The organism is Pseudomonas sp. Irchel 3F3 (genome assembly GCF_900187545.1).
GTDB classification, from domain to species: domain Bacteria; phylum Pseudomonadota; class Gammaproteobacteria; order Pseudomonadales; family Pseudomonadaceae; genus Aquipseudomonas; species Aquipseudomonas fortuita.
Map to the genome: position 1 here is coordinate 524,006 of NZ_FYDS01000004.1, position 19,232 is coordinate 543,237.

At 62.0% G+C, this 19,232-nt stretch carries 20 protein-coding genes and 1 rRNA gene; 4 read left to right on the forward strand and 17 right to left on the reverse strand.

Annotated features, from left to right (window positions below; translation table 11 throughout):
• Positions 1-69: 69 nt before the first annotated feature.
• Together pgeF and rluD are read right to left on the reverse strand one after the other, a co-directional pair.
• Positions 70-810 carry a peptidoglycan editing factor PgeF gene (gene pgeF / locus CKW35_RS11185; RefSeq protein WP_016484792.1) on the reverse strand — a complete coding sequence of 247 codons (741 nt, stop codon included), beginning with the start codon at positions 808-810 and terminating at the stop codon, positions 70-72.
• Positions 807-1,769: a 23S rRNA pseudouridine(1911/1915/1917) synthase RluD gene (rluD, locus tag CKW35_RS11190; RefSeq protein ID WP_024718082.1), complete on the reverse strand. Its 963-nt coding sequence runs from the start codon at positions 1,767-1,769 to the stop codon at positions 807-809. The genes pgeF and rluD overlap by 4 nt, the downstream gene beginning before the upstream one ends.
• A gap of 147 nt (positions 1,770-1,916) precedes the next feature.
• Between rluD and CKW35_RS11195 the strand changes: the two genes are divergently transcribed.
• Positions 1,917-2,936: an outer membrane protein assembly factor BamD gene (locus tag CKW35_RS11195; RefSeq protein ID WP_016484790.1), complete on the forward strand. Its 1,020-nt coding sequence runs from the start codon at positions 1,917-1,919 to the stop codon at positions 2,934-2,936.
• Positions 2,937-3,030: 94 nt separating this feature from the next.
• A complete protein-coding gene (locus tag CKW35_RS11200) occupies positions 3,031-3,261 on the forward strand; it encodes a PP0621 family protein (protein ID WP_016484789.1) in 231 nt (76 codons plus the stop codon).
• A gap of 197 nt (positions 3,262-3,458) precedes the next feature.
• Here CKW35_RS11200 and thiO read toward each other — a convergent pair whose 3' ends face one another.
• The 5 genes from thiO to CKW35_RS11230 are packed head-to-tail and all read right to left on the reverse strand — an operon-like array spanning position 3,459 to position 6,280.
• Positions 3,459-4,556, reverse strand: coding sequence for a glycine oxidase ThiO (gene thiO, locus CKW35_RS11210; protein WP_016484788.1), 1,098 nt, complete (start codon positions 4,554-4,556; stop codon positions 3,459-3,461).
• 54 nt (positions 4,557-4,610) lie between these two features.
• Positions 4,611-5,000, reverse strand: coding sequence for a type IV pilin protein (locus CKW35_RS11215; RefSeq protein WP_060519473.1), 390 nt, complete (start codon positions 4,998-5,000; stop codon positions 4,611-4,613).
• A 1-nt stretch (position 5,001) separates the two neighbouring features.
• Entirely contained in the window at positions 5,002-5,466 is a 465-nt protein-coding gene (locus CKW35_RS11220; RefSeq protein WP_016484786.1) for a hypothetical protein, read from the reverse strand.
• On the reverse strand, positions 5,463-6,101 hold the full coding sequence (locus CKW35_RS11225; RefSeq protein WP_016484785.1) for a PilW family protein: 639 nt from the start codon (positions 6,099-6,101) through the stop codon (positions 5,463-5,465). Before CKW35_RS11225 ends, CKW35_RS11220 begins: the two co-directional genes overlap by 4 nt.
• Positions 6,098-6,280: a prepilin-type N-terminal cleavage/methylation domain-containing protein gene (locus tag CKW35_RS11230; RefSeq protein ID WP_016484784.1), complete on the reverse strand. Its 183-nt coding sequence runs from the start codon at positions 6,278-6,280 to the stop codon at positions 6,098-6,100. Before CKW35_RS11230 ends, CKW35_RS11225 begins: the two co-directional genes overlap by 4 nt.
• A 108-nt stretch (positions 6,281-6,388) precedes the next feature.
• Here CKW35_RS11230 and CKW35_RS11235 point away from each other — a divergent pair, with 108 nt between their 5' ends.
• Positions 6,389-6,880: a GspH/FimT family pseudopilin gene (locus CKW35_RS11235; RefSeq protein WP_016484783.1), complete on the forward strand. Its 492-nt coding sequence runs from the start codon at positions 6,389-6,391 to the stop codon at positions 6,878-6,880.
• Between the two features lie 125 nt (positions 6,881-7,005).
• On the opposite strand, the gene ispH is transcribed toward CKW35_RS11235, so the two are convergent.
• The 6 genes from ispH to murJ all read right to left on the reverse strand — a co-directional run bounded on the left by ispH (position 7,006) and on the right by murJ (position 14,341).
• Positions 7,006-7,953, reverse strand: coding sequence for a 4-hydroxy-3-methylbut-2-enyl diphosphate reductase (ispH, locus tag CKW35_RS11240; RefSeq protein ID WP_016484782.1), 948 nt, complete (start codon positions 7,951-7,953; stop codon positions 7,006-7,008).
• A 14-nt stretch (positions 7,954-7,967) separates the two neighbouring features.
• A complete protein-coding gene (gene fkpB, locus CKW35_RS11245; protein ID WP_016484781.1) occupies positions 7,968-8,405 on the reverse strand; it encodes an FKBP-type peptidyl-prolyl cis-trans isomerase in 438 nt (145 codons plus the stop codon).
• A complete protein-coding gene (gene lspA, locus CKW35_RS11250; protein WP_016484780.1) occupies positions 8,398-8,913 on the reverse strand; it encodes a signal peptidase II in 516 nt (171 codons plus the stop codon). Before lspA ends, fkpB begins: the two co-directional genes overlap by 8 nt.
• The gene (gene ileS / locus CKW35_RS11255; RefSeq protein WP_095115942.1) at positions 8,906-11,737 is read right to left on the reverse strand and encodes an isoleucine--tRNA ligase; all 2,832 of its coding nucleotides are present in this window, start codon (positions 11,735-11,737) and stop codon (positions 8,906-8,908) included. The genes lspA and ileS overlap by 8 nt, the downstream gene beginning before the upstream one ends.
• Positions 11,734-12,684 (reverse strand): bifunctional riboflavin kinase/FAD synthetase, encoded by a 951-nt coding sequence (ribF, locus tag CKW35_RS11260; protein ID WP_024718081.1) that lies wholly within the window; start codon positions 12,682-12,684, stop codon positions 11,734-11,736. The genes ileS and ribF overlap by 4 nt, the downstream gene beginning before the upstream one ends.
• A 118-nt stretch (positions 12,685-12,802) precedes the next feature.
• Positions 12,803-14,341 carry a murein biosynthesis integral membrane protein MurJ gene (murJ, locus tag CKW35_RS11265; RefSeq protein WP_016484777.1) on the reverse strand — a complete coding sequence of 513 codons (1,539 nt, stop codon included), beginning with the start codon at positions 14,339-14,341 and terminating at the stop codon, positions 12,803-12,805.
• Between the two features lie 250 nt (positions 14,342-14,591).
• Here murJ and rpsT point away from each other — a divergent pair, with 250 nt between their 5' ends.
• On the forward strand, positions 14,592-14,870 hold the full coding sequence (gene rpsT, locus CKW35_RS11270) for a 30S ribosomal protein S20 (protein ID WP_016484776.1): 279 nt from the start codon (positions 14,592-14,594) through the stop codon (positions 14,868-14,870).
• 247 nt (positions 14,871-15,117) lie between these two features.
• Here rpsT and CKW35_RS11275 read toward each other — a convergent pair whose 3' ends face one another.
• The 4 genes from CKW35_RS11275 to rrf form a co-directional block, all read right to left on the reverse strand.
• Positions 15,118-17,418 carry a PqiB family protein gene (locus CKW35_RS11275; protein WP_024718079.1) on the reverse strand — a complete coding sequence of 767 codons (2,301 nt, stop codon included), beginning with the start codon at positions 17,416-17,418 and terminating at the stop codon, positions 15,118-15,120.
• Positions 17,411-18,034 (reverse strand): paraquat-inducible protein A, encoded by a 624-nt coding sequence (locus tag CKW35_RS11280; protein WP_016484774.1) that lies wholly within the window; start codon positions 18,032-18,034, stop codon positions 17,411-17,413. Before CKW35_RS11280 ends, CKW35_RS11275 begins: the two co-directional genes overlap by 8 nt.
• Positions 18,021-18,680 (reverse strand): paraquat-inducible protein A, encoded by a 660-nt coding sequence (locus CKW35_RS11285; RefSeq protein WP_023048220.1) that lies wholly within the window; start codon positions 18,678-18,680, stop codon positions 18,021-18,023. Before CKW35_RS11285 ends, CKW35_RS11280 begins: the two co-directional genes overlap by 14 nt.
• Positions 18,681-18,933: 253 nt before the next feature.
• Positions 18,934-19,049: ribosomal RNA gene (gene rrf / locus CKW35_RS11290) — 5S ribosomal RNA — on the reverse strand.
• Between the last annotated feature and the right edge of the window lie 183 nt (positions 19,050-19,232).

Consider the following 19,232-nt stretch of genomic DNA (forward strand, 5'->3'; position numbering starts at 1 on the left):
TACACCAACAGTTTCAAAAGGTGTGGATTCCTGTGGGAGCGGGCGAGCCCGCGAAGAGGCCAGTACAGGCTAGCGGGGTTGCAGCCACACCAGTGATGCGAAGCGCCCACCCTGCGGGGTACGGCGATAGGAGAAGAACCGCGCATCACTGACCGTGCACAGGCCGCCGCCATACACGGCAGTTACGCCACGGGCAGCCAGACGAATGCGCGCCAGCTCGTAGATATCCGCCATCAGCTTGCCTGGCCGTTCGCCCTCGACGAATGCCCGAGCAGCTTGCGGGTGCACGGCGGTAAAGGCATCACGCACTTCCAGCCCCACTTCGAAAGCCTGTGGGCCAATGGCTGGCCCCAGCCACACCAGCACTTCTTCAGGCGGCAGTGCCAGGCGGTCCAGGGTGGCTTCCAGCACGCCGCCCGCCAACCCGCGCCAGCCAGCATGCGCCGCCGCCACGCGAGTACCGGCCCGGTCGCAGAACAGCGCGGGCAGGCAATCGGCGGTCATCACGGTACAGGCAATACCAGGCTGGTCGGTCCAGCTGGCGTCGGCTTCGGCCACCACGGCAGGGTCGGCATCCGCCACCACCAGCCCATGCACCTGCTTCAGCCAGGCAGGGCGGATGGCGAACGCGTCGCTCAGGCGGCGGCGGTTCTCGGCAACGGCAGCAGGGTCATCCCCTACGTGGTCGCCAAGGTTGAAAGTTTCGTAGGGCGGCAGGCTGATGCCGCCCTGACGGGTGGTGACACAGGCGCGAACCGAGGCCGGGGCGGGCCAGTCGGGAAACAACAGCGACTGCGTCAGGCCACTCATCCGATAAAGCTCTCGCGGTCCTGGTTGAGCAGCGACAGCAACCACACGAAATCATCGGGCAGTGGCGATTCCCACTTCATGATTTCACCGGTAATCGGGTGGGCCAAGGCCAGGAAACGCGCGTGCAGCGCCTGGCGCGGGAAGGTCTTGACCGCCTCGACCATGGTTGGGCTGGCAGCCGGCGGAATGCGGAAGCGCCCACCGTACGTCTGGTCGCCGACCAGCGGGAAACCAACATGGGCCATGTGCACACGAATCTGGTGAGTACGGCCGGTTTCCAGCTTGACCCGCACGTGGGTGTGCGAGCGGAAGCGCTTGAGCACGCGGTAGTGGCTGACCGCCGGCTTGCCGCCGTCGGTGACTGCCATGCGCTGGCGCATGCCGCCGTGGCGGCCGATCGGGGCATCGATCTTGCCACCGGAAGTGACCACGCCGATCACGATGCATTCATAAATGCGGCTGACCTTGCGCGCCTGCATCTGCTCGACCAGCCTGGTCTGCGCCTGCAAGGTCTTGGCCACCACCATCAAGCCGGTGGTGTCTTTATCCAGCCGGTGAACGATGCCGGCGCGCGGTACATTGACGATGTCTGGCACGTGGTGCAGCAGCGCATTGAGCAGCGTACCACTGGCATGACCGGCAGCCGGATGCACGACCAGCCCGGCAGGCTTGTTGATTACCATGATATGGTCGTCTTCGTAGACGATATCCAGTTCGATATCTTCTGGGATCCACTCGCCCTGGGCCTCTTGTTCGGCCTGCAGTGCTAGCAGCGAGCCACCATAGACGGTGTCTCGAGGGCGCACAACGGCGCCATCGACCGTCAGGCGGCCCTCTTTGATCCACGAAGTAAGCCGCGAACGCGAGTACTCAGCGAACAATTGGGCGGCGACCTGGTCGAGGCGTTGGCCGCCCAGTTCGGACGGTACCTCTGCGCTAAGTTGAATGATCTCGGACATGCTCGATTCGGCGGGCGCACAGCCTTTGGTTTCGGCTGCGAGCTTGTGGTTAAATACGGCTTCTTTTGTCCCGGGGTTGGCCGGGGCGCTCATCATAACAGGACGGCACCGCCCAAGACAGCGGCCGTCAAAGGGACGCAAGCCGCCATGCAAGTGAAACACCTGCTGCTGATCGCCATCCTCGGGCTTACCGCGGCCTGTTCCTCTAATAAAGAGGTCATTGACGAGAACCTCAGCGAAGCCGAGCTGTACCAGCAGGCGCAAGCTGATCTGGACAACTCCAGCTACACCAGCGCCGTAAACAAGCTCAAGGCCCTGGAATCGCGCTACCCGTTCGGCCGCTATGCCGATCAGGCGCAGCTCGAGCTGATCTACGCCAACTACAAGAACTCCGAGCCCGAGGCTGCCAAGTCGGCCGCCGAGCGCTTCATTCGTCTGCACCCGCAGCACCCGAACGTCGACTACGCCTACTACCTGAAAGGCCTGACCTCGTTCGACCAGGACCGTGGCCTGCTGGCCCGTTTCCTGCCGCTGGACATGACCAAGCGTGACCCGGGTGCCGCCCGCGACTCGTACAACGAGTTCGCCCAGCTGACCAGCCGCTTCCCCAACAGCCGCTACTCGCCCGACGCCAAGCAGCGCATGATCTACCTGCGCAACCTGCTGGCTTCGTATGAAATCCACGTGGCCGACTACTACCTGAGCCGCCAGGCTTATGTGGCCGCCGCCAACCGTGGCCGCTACGTGGTAGAAAACTTCCAGGAAACCCCATCGGTCGGCGACGGCTTGGCAGTAATGGTCGAGTCGTACCAGAAGATGCACCTGGACGAACTGGCCGCCAGCAGCCTGGAAACCCTCAAGCTCAACTACCCTGACCACCCGAGCCTGGCCGATGGCGAGTTCCAGCCCAAGCAGACCGAGTCTGACGGGCGCGGCTGGCTGTCCAAGGCCACCCTGGGCCTGATCGAAACCGATACGCCGCTGCCGCCGGGCGAAACCCGCGCGAACCAGGACGTGGTCAAGCAGTTCCAGGACGCGCGTGACGAGATGCCGCAAGAGCTGCTGCCGAAAGACGAAAACGGCGACCCGATCGTGCCGGAAGGCCCGAAACAAGCAGAAAAAGACCGCTCCTGGTTCAGCTACATGACCTTTGGTCTGTTCGACTGATACACAGCGGTACATGAAAGGGAGGCCTTGGGCCTCCCTTTTTTATTGGCCGCATCCTAGACTGTCAGCTTCTTCAACCGACAAGCTGGACACCATGGTTCGCCTACTTTTCTGGATCGCCCTGATCGCCGCCGCGTTCTGGCTGTGGCGCAAGTTCAAAGTCAGCCAACAGTCGCACCCCGAGGCGAAACTGGATGCGCCACTGCAGATGGTGCGCTGCGCCCATTGCGGCGTACACCTGCCCAACGACCGGGCGCTGCAGCAGGGCAAAGAGTGGTATTGCAGCCAGGCGCACCTGCAACAGGGGCCTGGCCGACAGGGCTGAACACAACACCTGTAGAAGATTGCCCAGCCCCTTGGGCTGCGCTGTCACGCAGAAAACAGTGATCACTGTGGGGGCGGGCTTGCCCCGCGAATGGGGCCACGCGGTGCCTGACACCGGCCTCGCCGGTGTTCGCGGGAAAACCCCGCTCCCACAGGGTTTTCATGGTCTTCAAGGGCTGTGCTTGACCGCAGAAGCCCTCAGCCCAACCGCGTTGCCGGTGCATACGGCGCCGGGTCGATGATTGGCTCGGCACCGGTCAGCAAGTCGCTAAACAACTGGCAAGACGCTGGCGCCAGCACCAACCCGTTGCGATAGTGCCCGCAGTTCAGCCACAACCCCTCGTGCCCTGGCACCGGCCCAATGTAGGGAATGCCCTCTGGCGAGCCTGGCCGCAGCCCGGCCCAGTGCCCCACCACCGTGGCCCCTTCGAGCCCAGGCAGCAACTCCACCGCCGATGCCTTCAGGCTTTCCAGCGCATCTCCGGTCGGGGTCTTGTCATACCCGGCATGCTCCAGCGTGCTACCCACCAGAATGTGCCCATCCCGCCGCGGGATCGCATAGCGCCCCTTGGCCAGCACCATGCTCGGCAAAAAGTCCTCAGCGCATTTAAACAGGATCATCTGGCCCTTCACCGGCTCTACCGGCAGCTCAAGGCCCAGGGTACGCAACAGGTCGCCACTCCAGGCCCCGGCACTGAGCACCACCTCATCCGCCGCCAGCACACCTTCAGCGGTCTGCACCCCGGTCACGCGCCCGCCCTGCTGAACGAAGCCGGTGATCTGGCAATTTTCGCGCAAGGTGACGTTGGGCAGCGCCAGCAGCGCCGCCTTCAGCGATTTCACCAGGCGCGGGTTGCGCACGTTGGCCACGCCAGCCATGTAGATCGCGCGCTTGAAACCCGGGCCCAGCACCGGCACTGCGCCGTAGGCCACCGTGATATCCACGGCACTCAGCGGCCGCTGCTCACGCTCGGCCCAGGCCAGCGCTTCGGCTTCGTCATCCAGGTCGAGCCAGTACAGTCCCGTGGTGTGCACTTCGGGATCGACACCGGTGCTGGCGAACAAACGCTCGCCCAGCTGCGGATAATAGTCCTGCGACCAGTGCGCCAGGGCGGTCACAGCCGGGCTGTAGCGCCAAGGGTACAGCGGCGAAACGATGCCACCACCGGCCCACGACGACTCACGCCCGACCTCACCCTGGTCACATACCACCACCTGCCCGACCTTGGCCGCCAGGTTGAACGCCGTCAGCAGGCCGATCACCCCGCCGCCGACCACCACTACTTGCTTGCTCATCTGTCGATCCAACACCTGAAGTAAAACCGCGATGCACCGGGCATCATTCAACCTTCAGCTTCCCCAGCAGTGCTCGCTGCCGCCAACGGCACCCGGATTGCGCTGCGCGCCGGCCTGGTCGAGCTGGAAGTCGCCACAGCGATCCTGCGCCATCAGCCCATTGGGCAGCCGCCGTGCGCGCAGCGTGAAGGTGTCGCTGTCGCGCTGGGCCTGCAGGCTGTAATAGCGGGTACCGTCGGGCAAGGCCGGGTCACCCTCGGCATATTGGCCGGTGCGCACGCGGTGGCGCTCCAGGCGCAGGGCGGCATCATGCAGCAGGCCAACCACTTCGCTGCGTGCGGCTCGCCGAAGCTGGTCGCTGTAACTGGGGTAGGCAATGGCTGCCAGAATGCCGGTCACGGCCAGCACAATCAACAACTCGATCAGGCTCAAGCCTTGCTGCATGTCAGTCTCCTCTCAGTCTTTGCCGCCAGCTGATACGCCGGGTGGTGTCGCCAGCCATGGCATAGACGGCTTCCAGCACATGCCGTGACTGGGTTTGCTTGCTGACTCCAGTTATGCGGAACAGGGTAACCAGCTGCTCGTCTGGCAAGTGCGCAGCGCGAGTGCTCGTGCCCAGGTTCTGTATATGGAAGTAACCGTTGTGGGTGCCCTGCCACTGCCCTGCCAGATCGTGCGGGCGGGCTGGTGGCAGGCACGCGCCACAAGGGTCAGGAGGTGCCCGCTCAAGTTCGTGTTTCCCTGCCTGCAACGCAGCTTCGGCTTCTTCGAACGCTCGCAGACCATCGCTCAGGTATCCCGTCATTCGCGTTTCCACCAGGGCGTCGCGCAGGGCAGATGCTGCAAGCAGACCCAGCAGCATGCACAGGACCAGGGCCAACAGAAGAACCACACCACGCTGGCGGCTCATGAAGCGGGTACCGGGTTGCGGAGTGCCACGCTCAGCGAGTGATGCTGCTCAAGCTGCAAGCTGGGTTCATACAATGTGAGTAGAAGATCGACCCGCTCACCAGGTACATACTCCACTCGCAGCTCCCGTACATGATCGACCAGTGGCTGATTAATGTGGCCCCGCTTGAAGAAAAGCGTGGTGCCACTGTGCACATAGTGATGGCGACTGACGGGCACAGCCATCAGCTTTTCATCGCCTTGTACTCGATGCTTATGAACCCTCACTTCGTCGATACAGTTCGTCACCACGGTCCACTCCGGGTCGCCCGCATACCCTGGCAGCTCGGCGACAACCAGGCTCAAGCTTGACCTATCGGCCTGCAGTGGCCGGGCAAAGGCAGGCTGCGCAGCCACGTCCAGGAAGTCGCCAGGTTTGAGGCGCATACAGCCGAACATTCCGGCCATGCGCACGTCCTGCGCCATGCGCAACAATGCCTGCCGCGCCTCATCATTCATGCGCACCGCGGTACTTTGCAGGCGCCAGGCCTGGTGAGCTGATGTAAAGACCTGGCTAACCGCCGCCAGTAATACCAAGCCGATACCTAGCGCCAGCATCAACTCAAGCAAACCAAAACCACTTTGGGCGCGCCTCATCGACGCCCCCGTTCACGCTCACTGTGCGTCGCCATTACCGCCTGCCCATCACGGCGCGCGCTGTCCGCAGCCTGCAATGCCTGCAACTGTATCGCTGCCGCTGCGAACATGCCCACGGCCACCACCACGACTGCCAACAACACTTCCAGCAGCGTCATGCCCCGATGCTTTGTGTGCATCCCTGCACTCCTGCGAATTTTCCTGCACCAGCCCTGAACCTGGCCGACTAGACCGCTTGGCCAGCCAACGTGAAGCTATAGCCAAGCACTTTCACGGAGGAATGCACGGTGAAGCAACGAGGCGTAACACTGATACAAATGTTGTCGGCCTTGGCAGTGACCGTTTTGCTGACACAGCTCGGTATGCCGGCCTACGCCAGGATGAGCGACGACCTACACCGGGCAGCCGCTGCCCGTGATTTGGCACAGGCACTGCGCAGCGCACGCAGCCACGCCATGCTGCAAAGCCAGCCGGTGCTGGTGCAGGCGCTGGACGGTAATTGGGGGAACGGTTGGCAGGTAATGCTGGAGCATAACCAGCAGCTGTTGCGCGAGCAGCGCCTTTCGAGGCCGCTCAAGATTACGAGCAATCGCGGGGAGCGGTTCAAGTTCAGTGCGTTGGGGGTTCCAATGACGCTGAACAACAGCTGGTTGGGAACAACGCTGGAAGTGTGTGAACGCTCATCTGCCAGCAGCCGATACCAAGTGGTGCTGGCATCGAGCGGCAGAGTCAGATTGCTTGCAGAGGACCGAAACAATACTCGCTGTGCAAGCACATAGCCTTGAGCCGAGCTTGCCGGCCCTATCGCCGGCAAGCCAGCTCCCACTGGATACCACTGCCTTCAAGGCTTGTGCAGTACCTGTGGGAGCTGGCTTGCCAGCGATGAGGCCAGTACAGGCTTCAGTCAGATCAGCGAGCGAACCCGCAGCTCTTTTGGCATCGAGAAGGTGATGTTCTCTTCACGCCCGTCCAGCTCTTCAGCGCCGGTAGCGCCCCAGGCCTTGAGCTGCTCGATCACGCCACGCACCAGCACTTCGGGGGCCGAAGCGCCAGCGGTGATGCCAATGCGTGCTGCCTGTTCAAACCAGCCCTGCTGCAGGTCCTCGGCACCGTCGATCAGGTAAGCCGGGGTGCCCATGCGCTCGGCCAGCTCACGCAGGCGGTTGGAGTTGGAGCTGTTCGGGCTGCCGACCACCAGCACCACGTCGCACTCACCGGCCAACTGCTTGACGGCGTCCTGGCGGTTCTGGGTGGCGTAGCAGATATCGTCCTTGCGCGGGCCACCGATGTTCGGGAAGCGCGCACGCAGGGCGTCGATGACGCGGCTGGTGTCGTCCATCGACAACGTGGTCTGGGTTACGAAGGCCAGGTGATCAGGGTCGCGCACCTGCAATCTGGCAACATCTTCCTCGTCCTCGACAAGGTAGATGGCGCCACCATTGCTGGCGTCGTACTGGCCCATGGTGCCTTCGACTTCCGGGTGCCCTTCATGGCCGATGAGAATGCACTCTCGGCCGTCACGGCTGTACTTCGCCACCTCGATGTGCACCTTGGTGACCAGCGGGCAGGTGGCATCGAACACTTTCAGGCCACGGCCAGCGGCTTCCTGGCGCACGGCCTGGGACACACCATGGGCGCTGAAGATGACGATGACATCGTCCGGCACCTGGTCCAGCTCTTCGACGAAGATGGCACCGCGATTGCGCAGGTCTTCCACCACGAACTTGTTGTGCACCACTTCGTGACGCACGTAGATCGGCGGGCCGAAGACTTCCAGCGCACGGTTGACGATCTCGATCGCCCGGTCGACCCCCGCGCAGAAGCCGCGAGGGTTGGCGAGTTTGATTTGCATGCTCGGCTCCAGGCTTACAGGGCCTTCACCTCGAGGATCTCCACCTCGAAGGTCAGGGTCTTGCCAGCCAGTGGGTGATTGAAGTCGATGGTCACCTGGTCGTCATCGAACGCTTTGACCACGCCCGGCAGCTCGGCGTTGGCGGCATCGTTGAAGATGATCAGCAGCCCTTCGGACAGCTCCATGCCCTCGAAGTTGGACCGCGGCATGACTTGCACGTTTTGCGGGTTGGGCTGGCCGAAGGCGTTCTCCGGGGCCACTACCAGAGTACGCTTGTCACCGGCCTTGAAGCCAAACAGCGCGCTCTCGAAGCCCGGCAGCAAGTTGCCATCGCCCACCTTGAAGGTGGCCGGGGCTTTGTCGAACGTGCTGTCGACGGTGTCGCCGTTTTCCAGGTGCAGCGCGAAGTGCAGGGTGACTTCGGTGTTCTGGCCGATACGGGTGTCAGTCATGGACCGGATCCTCGGACTTCTTGCTCTTGAACATATCCAGCGCCAGCATCACCGCACCAACGGTGATGGCGCTGTCGGCCACGTTGAAGGCCGGGAAGTAATGGCGGTTCTGCCAGTGCACCAGGATGAAGTCGACCACATGGCCCAGCACGATGCGATCGTACAGGTTGCCAATGGCACCACCCAGCACCAGCGCCAGCGCCACGGCCAGCCAGGTCTCGTTGCGCCCCAGGCGCTTGAGCCACACCACCAGTACGGCACTGACCACCACCGCGATCAGGGCGAACAACCAGCGCTGCCAGCCAGCGCCATCAGCAAGGAAGCTGAAAGCGGCGCCGGTGTTATAGGCCAGGGTCCAGCTGAAGTAGTCAGGAATCACCACAATTTGCTGGTACATGGTCAGGGCGTTGTTGAAATACAGCTTGGTGGCCTGGTCGAGGACCAGCACCAGCAAGCTCAGCCAAAGCCATGCAAGGCGCCCGAAGCGCCCCACTGCCGGGTTAGGCATAGTGACGCACCTCGCCCGAGCCGGTCAGGTTGTCGACGCAACGGCTGCAGATTTCCGGGTGCTCCGGGTGGCTGCCGACGTCGGCGCGGAAGTGCCAGCAACGGCCGCACTTGGCGTGGCCGGACTTGACCACTTTCAGCTTGAGGCCTTCGACTTCGGTGGCCACGGCGTCTGCCGGTGCCTGCACGAACGGCACCACGCTGGCGGCCGAGGTGATCAGCACGAAGCGCAGCTCGTCGCCCAGCTTGCCCAGGTCGGCGCTCAGGCCTTCGTCGGCGTACAGGGTGACTTCGGCCTGCAGGTTGCCGCCAATGACCTTGGCGGTGCGCTGGTTTTCCAGCTCCTTGTTGACCGATGCCTTCACCGCCATCACGCGGTCCCAGTAGGCGCGGTCCAGCTCGGTGCCTTCCGGCAGCTCGCTCAGGCCCTGGTACCAGCCGTTGAGCATCACCGACTCGTTGCGCTCGCCCGGCAGGTATTGCCAGATTTCGTCGGCGGTAAACGCCAGGATTGGCGCAATCCAGCGCACCAGCGCTTCGCTGATGTGGTACAGCGCAGTCTGGCAGGAACGGCGGGCAACACTGTTGGCGCCGGTGGTGTACTGGCGGTCCTTGATGATGTCGAGGTAGAAGCCGCCCAGCTCCTGTACGCAGAAGTTGTGCACCTTGGAGTAGACGTTCCAGAAACGGTACTCGCTGTAGTGCTCTTCCAGCTCGCGCTGCAGCAGCAGGGTGCGGTCCACGGCCCAGCGGTCCAGTGCCAGCATGTCTTCAGGGGCCAGCAGGTCGCGGGCCGGGTCGAAACCGGACAGGTTGGACAGCAGGAAGCGTGCGGTATTGCGGATACGGCGGTAGGCGTCGGCGCTGCGCTGCAGGATCTGCTCGGAAACCGCCATTTCACCGGAATAGTCGGTGGCCGAAACCCACAGGCGCAGGATGTCGGCACCCAGGGTGTTGTTGACCTTCTCCGGCTCGATGGTGTTGCCCAGCGACTTGGACATCTTGCGGCCGTTTTCGTCCACAGTGAAACCGTGGGTCAGCAACTCGCGATACGGCGCGTGGTTGTCGATGGCGCAACCGGTGAGCAGCGACGAGTGGAACCAGCCACGGTGCTGGTCGGAGCCTTCCAGGTACAGGTCGGCAACGGGGCCGGTGGCGTGGCCGATGTCGTGCGAGCCACGCAGCACGTGCCAGTGGGTGGTGCCGGAGTCGAACCACACGTCCAGGGTATCGGTGATCTTGTCATACTGAGCCGCTTCTTCACCCAGCAGTTCGACGGCATCCAGCTTGAACCAGGCCTCGATACCTTCTTGCTCGACGCGCTTGGCCACCGCTTCCATCAGCTCGACGGTACGTGGGTGCAGCTCGCCGGTCTGCTTGTGCAGGAAGAACGGGATCGGCACACCCCAGTTACGTTGACGCGAGATGCACCAGTCCGGACGGTTGGCGATCATCGAATGCAGGCGCGCCTGGCCCCAGGCCGGCACGAACTTGGTCTCTTCGATGGCCTTGAGGGCGCGCTCACGCAGCGGCTCGCCGGTGCTCGGCTGCTTGTCCATGCCCACGAACCACTGCGCGGTGGCGCGGTAGATCAGCGGGGTCTTGTGGCGCCAGCAGTGCATGTAGCTGTGGCTGATGGTTTCGGTGTGCATCAGCGCACCGACTTCGCTCAGCTTCTCGACGATGGCCGGGTTGGCCTTCCAGATGAACTGGCCGCCGAAGAATGGCAGCGACTCGACATACACGCCGTTGCTCTGCACCGGAGTGAGGATGTCATCGTTGACCATGCCGTAGCGCTTGCAGGTGACGAAGTCGTCTTCGCCGTAGGCCGGCGAGGAGTGCACAACGCCGGTACCGGCGCCCAGCTCGACGTAGTCGGCCAGGTAGACTGGCGACAGGCGGTCGTAGAACGGGTGCCGGAAGTGGATCAGCTCCAGTGCCGAACCTTGGGCTGTGGCGATGACCGAGCCTTCCAGGTTGTAGCGCTTGAGGCACGACTCGACCAGCTCTTCAGCCAGCACCAGCAGACGCTCACCGGTGTCGACCAGGGCGTACTTGAACTCCGGGTGGATGTTCAGCGCCTGGTTGGCCGGGATGGTCCAGGGGGTGGTGGTCCAGATCACGATGGCGGCTGGCTTGGTCAGCGCATCCAGCCCAAAGGCGGCAGCCAGCTTGGCCTCGTCGGCAACCGGGAAGGCCACGTCGATGGTCTGGGATTTCTTGTCGGCGTACTCGACTTCGGCCTCCGCCAGCGCCGAACCGCAGTCGAAGCACCAGTTCACAGGCTTGAGGCCCTTGAACACGAAGCCCTGCTTGACCATCTCGGCCAGGGCGCGGATTTCACCGGCCTCGTTGGCGAAGTTCATGGTCTTGTAGGGGTTGTCCCAGTCACCCAGCACACCCAGGCGAATGAACTCGGTCTTCTGCCCTTCGATCTGCTCGGCGGCGTACTCGCGGCACAGCTCACGGGTGCGATCGGCAGACAGGTGCTTGCCGTGGGTCACCTCGACCTTGTGTTCGATCGGCAGGCCATGGCAGTCCCAGCCCGGGACATACGGTGCATCGTAGCCGGCCAGGGTCTTGGAGCGGACGATCATGTCCTTGAGGATTTTGTTCAGCGCATGACCGATGTGAATTTTGCCGTTGGCATAGGGCGGGCCGTCGTGCAGGACGAACTTGGGACGATCCTTGCCAATTTCGCGCAGCTTCTGGTACAGGCCAATGCTGTCCCAGCGCTGCAGGATCTGCGGTTCGCGCTGAGGCAGGCCGGCCTTCATGGGGAAGGCGGTGTCCGGAAGGTTAAGCGTGGCTTTGTAGTCGGTCATTTCAGGCTCTTCGTTAGCGGTTGAGCGTGCCAATGTGCACGTGCGGCGGCGATATCCGCATCGATCGCCGACTTCAGCGCCTCCAGGGAGGCGAATCGCTGCTCTTCACGCAGCTTGTGGTGGAACTCCACCGTCAGACGCCGGCCATACAGGTCGCCGGCAAAATCCAGAAGATGAATTTCCAGGTGCGGGCGCCCATCACCGGCAACGGTGGGACGCACGCCAATATTGCCCACACCCGGCCAGGCCTTGCCGTCGATTTCGATGCTGGCCAGGTAGACCCCGGACAGCGGCACGCGGCGGCGCTTGAGCTGGATGTTGGCGGTAGGTGTACCGAGCTGGCGGGCCAGCTTCTGGCCATGCAGCACGCGGCCGGTGATGCTGTACGGGCGGCCCAGCAGGTGCTCGGCCAGCTCGAAATTGCCTTCGGACAAGGCCTTGCGCACTTCGGTGCTGCTGACGCGCAGACCGTCCTGGATCACCGTATTGGCGGCCTCGACGGTGAAGCCGTACTGCTTGCCGGCTTCGATCAGGAAGGCGAAGTCGCCGGCGCGGTCGCAGCCAAAGCGGAAGTCATCACCCACTTCGAGGTGGCGCACGCCCAGGCCGTCGACCAGGATGGCCTTGACGAAAGCGTCGGCGCTGAGCTGGCTCAGGCGCTGGTTGAACGCCAGGCACAGCACCCGGTCGATGCCCTCGGCGGCCAGCAGTTCGACCTTGTCACGCAGACGGGCCAGGCGCGCCGGCGCGGTATCGGGGGCAAAGTACTCGCGTGGTTGAGGTTCGAAAATCACCACGCAGGTCGGCAGGCCCAAGGCCTGGCCGCGCTCGCGCAGGCGCGCCAGGATTGCCTGGTGGCCGCGGTGAACCCCGTCGAAGTTGCCAATGGTGGCGACACAGCCCCGGTGCTCGGGGCGCAGGTTGTGAAGACCTCGAACCAGCTGCATAACGCGCTTCTTGCTCATAAAGTGGCCGATTATAACCACACCCGGGCGCCGGTGACAGGCAGCAACGCCCAAGGGCGGCGTGGAATGCGAAAAACCGACGCCTGACCCACCTGAAGCCTCAGTGCAAGGCCTTGCGGGCGAAATGCCGGGGCCGGAAGCCGCACAGGTACAGGCAGCCGAAATACGTCACGACACCAGCCAGGATCAGTGCGCCAAGCCGCATGAAGCGCTCAAGCATGATGCCCTGCTCCCAGGCCGGCATATAGTGCATGCCCGCCAACAGGACCGCCGACATCAACGCCACTGCCAGAACAAGCTTGAGCAGAAACACTGCCCAGCCTGGCTGAGGCTCGAACAACTGCTGACTGCGCAGCTTCCAGAACAGCAAGCCGGCATTCAGGCACGCACCGAGACTGATCGCCAGCGCCAGGCCGGCATGCGCAAGCGGGCCGACCAGGGCGAGGTTGAACAGCTGGGTACAGAACAGGGTGAAAATCGCGATCTTCACCGGTGTGCGGATATTCTGCTGCGCATAGAAGCCGGGTGCCAGTACCTTGACCAGAATGATCGCCAGCAAGCCTACGGAATAGGCCATTAGCGCCCGCTGGGTCATGGCCGCATCAAACGCGCTGAACTTGCCATATTGAAAGAGCGCAACGGTCAGCGGCTCGGCAAGAATGGCCAACGCCAGGGTGCACGGCAGCACCAGCAGGAAGCACAGGCGCAGGCCCCAGTCGAGGATCCGCGAGTATTCCTCGCGGTCCTTGTTGGCGTAGGTCTTGGCCAGGGTCGGCAGCAGGATGGTCCCCAGGGCCACGCCCAGCACGCCCGACGGCAGCTCCATGAGGCGGTCGGCGTAATACATCCACGACACCGAGCCGGCCACCAGGAAAGAGGCAAAGATGGTGTTGATGATCAGCGAGATCTGGCTCACCGATACCCCAAGAATCGCCGGCAGCATTTGCTTCAGCACCCGCCACACTCCCGCGTCCTTGAGATTCAGACGCGGCAGCACGAGCATGCCGATTTTCTTCAATGCCGGCAGCTGGTACAACAACTGCGCCAGGCCACCCGCCAGCACACCCCAGGCCAGGGCCATGATTGGCGGGTTGAAGTACGGCGTCAGCAGCACGGCAAAGGCGATCATCGCCACGTTCAGCAGGGTCGGGGTGAAGGCCGGTACCGAAAAACGGTTCCAGGTATTGAGGATTGCGCCGGCCAGGGAAGAAAGCGAAATCAGCAATATATAAGGAAAGGTCACCCGCAACAGGGCGGTGGTCAGCTCGTACTTTTCCGCGTTGTCGACAAAACCGGGGGCTGTTGCCCATACCACCCATGGCGCCGCCAGGATGCCGATGGCAGTCACCAGGGCGAGGACCAGGGTCAGCAGGCCGCTGACGTAGGCGATGAAGGTACGCGTCGCTTCCTCGCCCTGCTGGGTCTTGTACTCGGCCAGGATCGGCACAAAGGCTTGGGAAAACGCACCCTCGGCGAAAATGCGCCGCAGCAGGTTGGGCAATTTGAACGCGATAAAGAAGGCGTCAGTGGCAACACCGGCGCCAAAGATGCGAGCCAGGATGGTGTCACGCACGAAGCCCAGCACCCGGGAAACCATGGTGATCGAGCTTACTGCAGCCAGGGATTTGAGCAGGTTCATCGAAAAGATTCACGCCAAGGGCAGAGGACGCTGCCAGACAGCGTCCGAATGTGCGATACTCCCGCGCCTTCGCAGGGGAGCCAAAAATTCCCGAGTGTACAGGTCGCGCAGCAGAAAGGAATCTTTCCCTCTTGTTGGCGCACCGCTCGGCGGAACCTTGCAGGTGGCCTTGACAATCGATCTACTGATCGGCATGATTCGCGGCCTATTTTGTTTGCTATTTACCTAAAGTCTTTCGAGGAGCTCGACGGTGGCCAACACACCTTCCGCCAAGAAACGTGCAAAACAGGCTGAGAAGCGTCGCAGCCACAACGCCAGCCTGCGTTCCATGGTCCGCACCTACATCAAGAATGTAGTTAAAGCCATTGACGCAAAAGACGCCGACAAAGCGCAAGCCGCTTACGTTCTGGCTGTACCTGTAATCGACCGTATGGCCGACAAAGGTATCATCCACAAGAACAAAGCTGCTCGTCACAAAGGCCGTCTGAATGGCCACATCAAGGCGCTGAAAGAAGCTGCAGCTGCCTAAGCGACGCGCTATTCGAAAAACCGACCCTAGGGTCGGTTTTTTGTTGCCTGCGATTTATGCTTGCGGGCACGGCTCCATGTGGAGCTCGGTCTCTGCAGGAGCGGCCTTGCGTCGCGAAAGGGCTGCGGAGCAGCCCCGGCAATCTCAGCTTCTGCGCTGAGACTGAGGGGCCGCTACGCGCCCCTTTCGCGACACAAGGCCGCTCCCACAAAAAAGCAGGGCCGCAGTTGGCGACCCTGCTTTTACATTACTTGGCTATCTGAATCTTCGGCGCCCACTGCAGCCATTCATCCTCGGCCTTGTCGAACAAGGCAAAGGTCTGCTGCGGCCGGGCCGGGTTGCCCATCTGCTCGCCATCCGGCGTCGCAAAAGCGATACCGCCATCGATCAGGGTTTCCACCGACTCGGTACGCACCGTAGCCCCCTTGAACAGCCCCCAGTCGAAACCGAAGCCACTGCTGTTCCAGAAGCGGCTACCACTGCGTACCAGTGCCGCATAGCGTGGCTCGATGAGGATATGGATCAGCACGCGGTCAGCGCTCTGCCCCAACTCGAAGCCTGTCACCTTGCCGACCGCCACCTCACGGTATGTCACTGGCACACCCGGCTTGATCGATCCACGGCGCGGGGCGCTGAGGGTCAAGGGCAAGCCGACCTCCGGCCCCGTCACTTGCGGGGCATCGGCCAAAGCGATGAAATCGCGCTGAGGGCCACGGTCCTTGGTTGCTGGCTGTACCTCCAGGTACTGCCCGCCGATCAGGGTGTCGAGGTTCTCGGTGCGCACCAGGCCCAATGCCGGCTTGACCACCCAGAACTGCGTACCGGCACGGGCAATACGGTCCGCCGCTTCGGTGATACGTGCCCGCAGCAGCACTGCCTGCAAGTCATTGGTCAGGTCAACGCTTTCGATACTGCCCACATCCAGGCCACGGAAGCGGATCGGCGTACCCGGCTTCAGGCCATCTGCACGGTCTACACGGACGGTGATCAAAGTACCCGCGCGGTTTACCGCCTCCTGGCTGTCATGCAGGCGGAAGCGTGGAATGCGGCGTTTCAGCGCCACATCCGGGCGCGGCGTGTCGAACGCAATACCGCCGGCCATCAGCGTTTGCAGCGACTCACTCTTGATCTTGATGCCCGAGAGGCCGCCCGTCAGGGTGATGCCACTGACGTTCCAGAAGCGCGACGAACCGTTAACCAGTTTTTCGTATTCCTTTTCAATATGCACACCGATCAGGATGCGGTTGCTGTTACGCGCAAACTGATAGCTCTGCACGCTACCCACCTTGACCTGGCGGTACATCACCGGGCTGCCGATCTCCAGCGACCCCAAGGTATCGGCAAACAACACCATGTGCAGCCCCGGCGCCTTGAGGTCGAGCGGCGGCGCCTTGGCGCGGGCCTCGAACTCACGCTCGGGCCGCTCACCCTTCTCCCCCGGGCGTATGGCGATGTAGTTGCCTTTGACCAGCGCTTCCAGGCCAGTGATACCTGCAAGGGAAATGGACGGTTTGACCACCCAGAACTGTGTGCCCTCGACCAGGTAGTCTTCGGTCAGCGGGTCCAGCGTCAGCTCGGCCGATGCGCTGGACAGGTTGTCTTCCATTTTCAGGGCTTTCAGCGAGCCCACCTGGATGCCCTTGTACATGACCGGCGTGCGGCCTGCCTGCAGGCCCTCGTAATCGCTCAGCTTCACCTTGACCCGGATACCTGCCTGGGCTGCATCGAAGTCTTCGTACAGGCGGAACGGCAGGCTCGGATCGGTGGGCGGGCTGTCCTTGCGGTACTCCGGCGTAGCAAATGCGATACCACCGGCCACGATGCTCGACAGCGACTCGCTGCGCACCTTCACACCCGACAGCGACGCATCAATACTGACGCCGCTGGCGTTCCAGAAACGCGTGTGCTTGCGCACCAAGCTGGCGTAGGCAGGCTCGATGAACACCTTGACCTCGACGGTGCTCTGGTCCTCGGACAGGCGATAGCTCTTCACCCGACCCACCTGGATCTGCTTGTAGAATATCGGGCTGTCACGGTTGAGCGAGCCGAGCCTTTCGGCTTTGAGGGTCAAATGCAGGCCTGGCTCCGAATCCGAGAGCGGCGGCGCCACCTTCAACGCGGTAAAGCGCTTGGTACGCTCCCCCTCGCCCGGGCTGACGGCGATGTAGTTACCCGACACCAGGGTTTCAAGGCCGGTGATACCCGCCAGACTCACACTCGGTTTCACCAGCCAGAAGCGTGTGCCCTTGGTCAGGTGAGGCTCGGCGGCCTTGTTCATCTCGATGGTGGCGATCACCCCCTGGTTGTCGCCCTCGGCATCGAGTACCAGGCTCTTCACTTTGCCTACCGGCATGCCCTTGTAGATGACTTCGGTCTTGTTGGCGACGATACCTTCACCCGACTCGAAGCGGACTTCAATTTCCACGCCGGCCGCGCTGTAGGCCTGCCATGCGAGCCAGCCCCCGATCATCAGGGCGATCAAGGGCAGGATCCAGATGGCCGACCAGTTTGAGGCTGGGCGGGTTTTAGCCGTTGGCAGGTCACTCATGGTCGTCATCCGACTCCGTGTTATCCCAAATCAGTCGGGGATCGAAAGTTAAAGCGGCAAGCATTGTCAGGATCACCACAGTTGCGAAGGCGACAGCGCCCAGGTTGGCTTCGACACTGGCGATTCGGCCGAAATTCACCACTGCCACCAGAATGGCGATGACGAAGATATCGAGCATGGACCAGCGCCCAATGAATTCAATGAAGCGATACATCATTATCCGTTGCCGAGCCGAAAGCGGCTGGTGACGCTGAACGGAGTACAACAGCAAGCCAATGCCCACCAGCTTGAACGTGGGCACCAGGATACTGGCAATGAACACCACGGCGGCAATGGGCACCATACCGTGCTTGAGCAGGGTGATGACGCCGGACATGATCGTGTCCGGGCTGCCCTGCCCGAGTGTACTCACGGTCATGATAGGGAGCAGGTTGGCCGGGATGTACAGGATCGACGCAGCAACCAGCAGCGCCCAGGTGCGCACGATACTGTTAGGGCGGCGAGCATGCACAATGGCGCCGCAGCGCGTGCAGTGCTGCGAAGTGCTATCTGGCACTTGCTTGTTCAGTTCATGACATTCATTGCAGACAAGAATGCCTGCATCAATCGCCCGCATGCAGGTCCTCCCCCGATAGCGCACTCCAGATCTGGTGCGCAGACATCACCACTTCAAGCCACACCTGGACCAATAACAGACTGATGAAACAGAACAACCCCAGGCCCACGGTCAGTTCGGCCAGGTCCACCAGCTTGACGATGGCCACCAGCACCCCCATGAAATAGACCTCGAGCATGCCCCAGTCACGCAAGTGGTGATAGATGCGATAGAACAGCAGGCCGAAGTTACGGCCCATGTTCAAGCGAATACTCAGTAATACCGCCAGCTGGCAGAGCAGTTTTGCCAGGGGGATGGCCATGCTGCAGAGGAACACGACCACCGCTACACCACGCATCTGCGAATTGTACAGGCCGAGTACGCCGCTCCAGACAGTATCGTCCGAGGTCTGGCCAAGCAGGTGCAGCTGCATGATCGGTAGAAAATTGGCAGGTACGAACAGTAACAACGCGGTCAGTACCAGAGCCAGGCTGCGGTTGACTACATTATGCCGATGGGCATAGAGCTCGTAGCCGCAACGTGGGCATTGGGCTTTTTCATCGGGCTTGAGCACAGGCTTACGGAGCAGCAGGTCGCATTCGTGGCAGGCGACAAGCTCGTCCAGCGGCAATTGGGCCAAGGCTTCGTGTTCGTCAGGGTTGGGCATATGGCGCTTCTGGAAAGGTGCGTGGGCCTATTCTAGTGTTCTGGCTCAAATTGTGGGAGGCGACTTACCACAGACCCCTGTAGGAGCAGCCTTGTGCTGCGAAGAGGCCATTGCAGCCGAAGATAATCTTTAGCCTTACCGGCCTCTTCGCAGCACAAGGCTGCTCCTACAGGGGTTCGGGCAGGGCTGAATTTTTTGCCCACAAAGACAAAACCCCTACCTGCATGCGCAGATAGGGGTTTTGCGAAATGAATCTTGACGATGACCTACTCTCACATGGGGAAACCCCACACTACCATCGGCGATGCATCGTTTCACTGCTGAGTTCGGGATGGGATCAGGTGGTTCCAATGCTCTATGGTCGTCAAGAAATTCTGTAGCCAGAATGTCCAGATGGACAGCCCAGCGAATCCGGATATGTGATATTTGTGGTTCGTTGCGAACTTTCGGTTCGTATCATCTTCACCACCGCAATCTGCGTCAGCAAATTGCTTGGGTGTTATATGGTCAAGCCTCACGGGCAATTAGTATTGGTTAGCTCAACGCCTCACA

Excerpts from the sequence above, each read along its gene's own strand:
- CKW35_RS11220 (WP_016484786.1), bottom strand. The coding sequence starts at position 5,466 with ATGAGCCGCCAGCGTGGTGTGGTTCTTCTGTTGGCCCTGGTCCTGTGC.
- ileS (WP_095115942.1), bottom strand. The coding sequence starts at position 11,737 with ATGACCGACTACAAAGCCACGCTTAACCTTCCGGACACCGCCTTCCCC.
- CKW35_RS11280 (WP_016484774.1), bottom strand. The coding sequence starts at position 18,034 with ATGCGGGCGATTGATGCAGGCATTCTTGTCTGCAATGAATGTCATGAA.
- CKW35_RS11275 (WP_024718079.1), bottom strand. The coding sequence starts at position 17,418 with ATGAGTGACCTGCCAACGGCTAAAACCCGCCCAGCCTCAAACTGGTCG.
- rluD (WP_024718082.1), bottom strand. The coding sequence starts at position 1,769 with ATGTCCGAGATCATTCAACTTAGCGCAGAGGTACCGTCCGAACTGGGC.
- thiO (WP_016484788.1), bottom strand. The coding sequence starts at position 4,556 with ATGAGCAAGCAAGTAGTGGTGGTCGGCGGCGGGGTGATCGGCCTGCTG.
- CKW35_RS11215 (WP_060519473.1), bottom strand. The coding sequence starts at position 5,000 with ATGCAGCAAGGCTTGAGCCTGATCGAGTTGTTGATTGTGCTGGCCGTG.
- CKW35_RS11285 (WP_023048220.1), bottom strand. The coding sequence starts at position 18,680 with ATGCCCAACCCTGACGAACACGAAGCCTTGGCCCAATTGCCGCTGGAC.
- murJ (WP_016484777.1), bottom strand. The coding sequence starts at position 14,341 with ATGAACCTGCTCAAATCCCTGGCTGCAGTAAGCTCGATCACCATGGTT.
- CKW35_RS11225 (WP_016484785.1), bottom strand. The coding sequence starts at position 6,101 with ATGAGGCGCGCCCAAAGTGGTTTTGGTTTGCTTGAGTTGATGCTGGCG.
- pgeF (WP_016484792.1), bottom strand. The coding sequence starts at position 810 with ATGAGTGGCCTGACGCAGTCGCTGTTGTTTCCCGACTGGCCCGCCCCG.
- fkpB (WP_016484781.1), bottom strand. The coding sequence starts at position 8,405 with ATGACTGACACCCGTATCGGCCAGAACACCGAAGTCACCCTGCACTTC.
- CKW35_RS11195 (WP_016484790.1), top strand. The coding sequence starts at position 1,917 with ATGCAAGTGAAACACCTGCTGCTGATCGCCATCCTCGGGCTTACCGCG.
- ribF (WP_024718081.1), bottom strand. The coding sequence starts at position 12,684 with ATGCAGCTGGTTCGAGGTCTTCACAACCTGCGCCCCGAGCACCGGGGC.
- CKW35_RS11230 (WP_016484784.1), bottom strand. The coding sequence starts at position 6,280 with ATGCACACAAAGCATCGGGGCATGACGCTGCTGGAAGTGTTGTTGGCA.
- ispH (WP_016484782.1), bottom strand. The coding sequence starts at position 7,953 with ATGCAAATCAAACTCGCCAACCCTCGCGGCTTCTGCGCGGGGGTCGAC.
- lspA (WP_016484780.1), bottom strand. The coding sequence starts at position 8,913 with ATGCCTAACCCGGCAGTGGGGCGCTTCGGGCGCCTTGCATGGCTTTGG.
- CKW35_RS11200 (WP_016484789.1), top strand. The coding sequence starts at position 3,031 with ATGGTTCGCCTACTTTTCTGGATCGCCCTGATCGCCGCCGCGTTCTGG.